5 protein-coding genes are annotated in these 3,346 nt (G+C 33.4%); 3 read left to right on the forward strand and 2 right to left on the reverse strand.

Annotated elements, in window-relative coordinates; genetic code table 11:
• Window positions 1-78 precede the first annotated feature (78 nt).
• Both HMPREF0023_RS11040 and HMPREF0023_RS11045 read left to right on the forward strand, forming a co-directional pair.
• The gene (locus HMPREF0023_RS11040; RefSeq protein WP_008942135.1) at window positions 79-1,320 is read left to right on the forward strand and encodes an AAA family ATPase; all 1,242 of its coding nucleotides are present in this window, start codon (window positions 79-81) and stop codon (window positions 1,318-1,320) included.
• Window positions 1,281-1,889 (forward strand): hypothetical protein, encoded by a 609-nt coding sequence (locus HMPREF0023_RS11045; RefSeq protein ID WP_008942136.1) that lies wholly within the window; start codon window positions 1,281-1,283, stop codon window positions 1,887-1,889. Before HMPREF0023_RS11040 ends, HMPREF0023_RS11045 begins: the two co-directional genes overlap by 40 nt.
• On the opposite strand, the gene HMPREF0023_RS11050 is transcribed toward HMPREF0023_RS11045, so the two are convergent.
• The gene (locus HMPREF0023_RS11050; protein ID WP_008942137.1) at window positions 1,876-2,085 is read right to left on the reverse strand and encodes a DUF3565 domain-containing protein; all 210 of its coding nucleotides are present in this window, start codon (window positions 2,083-2,085) and stop codon (window positions 1,876-1,878) included. The two genes, HMPREF0023_RS11045 and HMPREF0023_RS11050, sit on opposite strands and share 14 nt — an antisense overlap.
• Window positions 2,086-2,538 carry a MarR family winged helix-turn-helix transcriptional regulator gene (locus HMPREF0023_RS11055; RefSeq protein ID WP_017396478.1) on the reverse strand — a complete coding sequence of 151 codons (453 nt, stop codon included), beginning with the start codon at window positions 2,536-2,538 and terminating at the stop codon, window positions 2,086-2,088. It lies immediately after the preceding gene.
• Between the two features lie 179 nt (window positions 2,539-2,717).
• Between HMPREF0023_RS11055 and HMPREF0023_RS11060 the strand changes: the two genes are divergently transcribed.
• Complete coding sequence (locus HMPREF0023_RS11060) at window positions 2,718-3,200, forward strand: glutathione peroxidase (RefSeq protein WP_005087200.1); 483 nt, start codon at window positions 2,718-2,720, stop codon at window positions 3,198-3,200.
• The last annotated feature ends 146 nt before the right edge of the window (window positions 3,201-3,346 follow it).

The raw sequence follows: 3,346 nt of genomic DNA on the forward strand, positions 1-3,346 counted from the left end.
TGAAGAATTTAAAACTCTAATAGTAAATATGCTAAATTACATCTTAATAATTTTTGATTTAGTTATAAGAGAGATTAGATGGAACTCCAACGTATTTGCATACGAGGGTTTAAAAGTATAGAAGATGTAATCTTTGAACCAAAGACAGGATTCTCTTGCTTAGTAGGCTCAAATGGGGCAGGAAAAAGTAACTTCTGTGATGCTTTGATATTTTTTAAAAATGTTGTCGTAAAAGGTGTTTCAAGTGCTATCCAAGAAGTTGGAGATAAGAGTTTATTAACAAATGCAGAAGAAACTTGTTTTACTTTAAGAATAAGAAACCCAGAAACCTCACATGAATATGAATATGTTTTATCTATAAATATACAGGAAAGTAAAATTATTAATGAAAGACTATCTACTAATTTATTATCAATATATTCACGTAAAACTGATAATGTTGAAAAATTAAATTTTGAAAAATTTAATAGTATTATTGAAGATCTTGTATTAAAAATTAAGTACGTTGAAGATAATAAATCAATTAAATCTAAAGAATATAAGAAAGCATTGGGTTCTCTAATCGACTTTAAAAAAACAATTGAAACAATAAGAACAGAAATACCTGAATCACTCAGAGAAAATATTCAAGATGAATTAAGCTCTGATAAAACTGGCTTAAGCTCTTATTTTGAGGATGAACACATCTATGAATATATCTCAAATTTAAATATTTTTAGGATCAATCCGTTAGCACCAAAACTGCCAAATAAAATTTTTAATAAATCTAACCTTTTAATGTATGGTGAAAATTTAGCAACAATACTCCTTGAACTTCAAAATGATGAGGTAAAATGGAATACTCTTCATGAGTTGCTTAATCTAATTGTTCCTAGTATTAGTGAAATTTCTCTAAAGAAAGGAGACTTTGATGATTTTCTAAGCCTTCATTTTAAAGAAGATACTCGATTATTACCCGCAATTTCTATCTCAGATGGAACGATTTATACTTTAGCAATTTTGACAGCAATTCTTTGGAATCAAAGTAAAAAATCATTAATTATTATTGAGGAGCCTGAAAGGGGTATTCATCCACAGGCTATAGTAGAATTAATTTCTTTTATCAAAGAAACTATATTAGAAAATACTGTAAATGTACTTGTTACAACTCACAGCGAAACAGTTGTGCGTAGCTGCAACTTAGATGAACTTTGGTTAGTAGATAAAATTAAAGGTAGCACTAAATTAAAAAATGCTAAAATATCAAATCCTCATTTAGAAGAATCTTCATTAGACCAAGCATGGCTTATGAACCTATTAAATGGTGGTTTACCGTGGTGAAAAAAATTGCTTTTATAGTTGAAGGTGGTACAGAAAAAATATTAATAGAATCACAACAATTTAAAAACTGGATTCAAACATTTGGATTAGAACTTATAGTTCCTGTAGTTGATGCATCAGGTGGTGGAAATCTATTGCCACATAGAATTGGTGATATGTTAGGAACTTTGGCGAATAACAGTCCTGATCATATTTTTATATTAACTGATCTCGAACGTGAACCCAATATAGCAACAGTCAAGTCAGCTATTGAACACCCTGATGTAAAAGATAGCTTTATTACAATTTTGGCTACAGAGTCTTGGTTTCTAGCTTGTACAGATGCTTTAAGGTCATGGTTGCCATCTGAAGAAGCTTATGTTGATGACCCTGAAAGTTTCACAGGCGATAAACCATTTGAACGAATAAGAGTTTTAAAGCTAAAAGCAAGTGAAGGCAAGAGAGGAGTATCTAATAAAAAGATTTTAGCTCGTCAAATGCTTTTACATGGATTTACTTTCGAGAAAGTGCTAGAGCATCCAAATTGTTCGTCTATGAAATATATTGAACGTATTTTTAAGAGCTTGTAATGTTTTTGAAGTCTGAATCACACTTTTTACATTCCAACATCACCCCTAACTTTTCCTTACGCCCTTGCTCCGTTAAAACCCAAGGGCGATTTTGCCACGGCGGATCATGACGGACATGCTGCGTATGACCACAGGCGAGATCAGCAACCCAATGATTCTCATCATCGAGGTGAAATCCAACAATGGCTTGTTGCATTTATTCACTCAAACTTTCGAGTTTAGAATGCTCTAAACCCTTTAAAAAACGATGGCATAAATTATGAATCGCCACTAAATCATTTGGATCAACACCCAAAGAGCAGGCGAGTTTAAATGGAATTAAGGTAATTTCATCTTTTGCAGCCAGTGCTTTTTCAAGCAAGATCACTTTCTTCATGCGCTCATCTTCTTTCACCGCAACACGCTTTAAAAACTGTTTTTCTTCGAGTTTTTTAATAATTGGCGTCAGCGTGCCCGAATCAAAAAAGGTCTTTTGACCAATTTCAGACAAAGTCACATTGTCTTTTTCGTATAAAGCCAGCAGCACAATAAACTGCGGATAGGTCAGGTCGTATTCCTGAAGCAAAGGACGATATTGACGAATCATCGCATTGGTCGCGGAATACATCGCAAAACACACTTGATTATCCAAGTAAGAAATTTCGGTCATGCTTCGCTCCTCAACATCGTTTTTGCTAGGTGACAGTATAGTTTGGAAATGAATAAAAGTATATTGCGTGTAATTAACTTGCACACAAGATAATTGTGTGCAATATTAATATGTACAGCTGAACAGATGCAAACAGCGATTAGGTAAATAAGATTGATTGAATCAGAGCGAGATGTTGTATGACCACAATTTATGATTTTCAGGCAGAATTGTTAGAAGGCGAGCAAAAGAACCTTGCAGACTATCAAGGCAAAGTTTTATTGGTGGTGAACACTGCAAGTCAGTGTGGCTTAACCCCACAATTTGAGGGACTTGAAAAGCTATATCAAGATTATCAACAGCAAGGTTTAGTGATTTTGGGCTTCCCATGTAACCAATTTGCTAACCAAGACCCATCAAGTAATGAAGAAATTGGCAGTTTTTGTCAGCGTAACTATGGCGTGTCATTTCCCATGTTTGCCAAAATTGATGTAAATGGTACAAATGCCCATCCACTATATAAATACTTGACTTCAGAAGCCAAAGGCATTTTAGGGAGTGAAAGCATCAAATGGAATTTCACCAAATTTTTGATTAATCAAAACGGTAAAGTGATCAAGCGTTATTCTCCAACCACCAAGCCCGAAAAAATTGGCAAAGATATTCAAAAGCTTTTGGCTTAATTTGAATTTGAAATCGAATGCTGTACGAATTACTGGTGATGTGCTCATTTGCCAGTAATTTTTTTATTTATAATGAAAGATAAAAATCTTCTTTAAAATAAACCTGATGTAGTCATCTGAATCAATTGGAATTTTTTGGGTTTAAT

The sequence above is a fragment of the Acinetobacter sp. ATCC 27244 genome (assembly GCF_000156555.1).
Classification (GTDB): Bacteria; Pseudomonadota; Gammaproteobacteria; order Pseudomonadales; family Moraxellaceae; genus Acinetobacter; species Acinetobacter haemolyticus.

Excerpts from the sequence above, each read along its gene's own strand:
- HMPREF0023_RS11040 (WP_008942135.1), top strand. The coding sequence starts at position 79 with ATGGAACTCCAACGTATTTGCATACGAGGGTTTAAAAGTATAGAAGAT.
- HMPREF0023_RS11045 (WP_008942136.1), top strand. The coding sequence starts at position 1,281 with ATGGCTTATGAACCTATTAAATGGTGGTTTACCGTGGTGAAAAAAATT.
- HMPREF0023_RS11050 (WP_008942137.1), bottom strand. The coding sequence starts at position 2,085 with ATGCAACAAGCCATTGTTGGATTTCACCTCGATGATGAGAATCATTGG.
- HMPREF0023_RS11055 (WP_017396478.1), bottom strand. The coding sequence starts at position 2,538 with ATGACCGAAATTTCTTACTTGGATAATCAAGTGTGTTTTGCGATGTAT.
- HMPREF0023_RS11060 (WP_005087200.1), top strand. The coding sequence starts at position 2,718 with ATGACCACAATTTATGATTTTCAGGCAGAATTGTTAGAAGGCGAGCAA.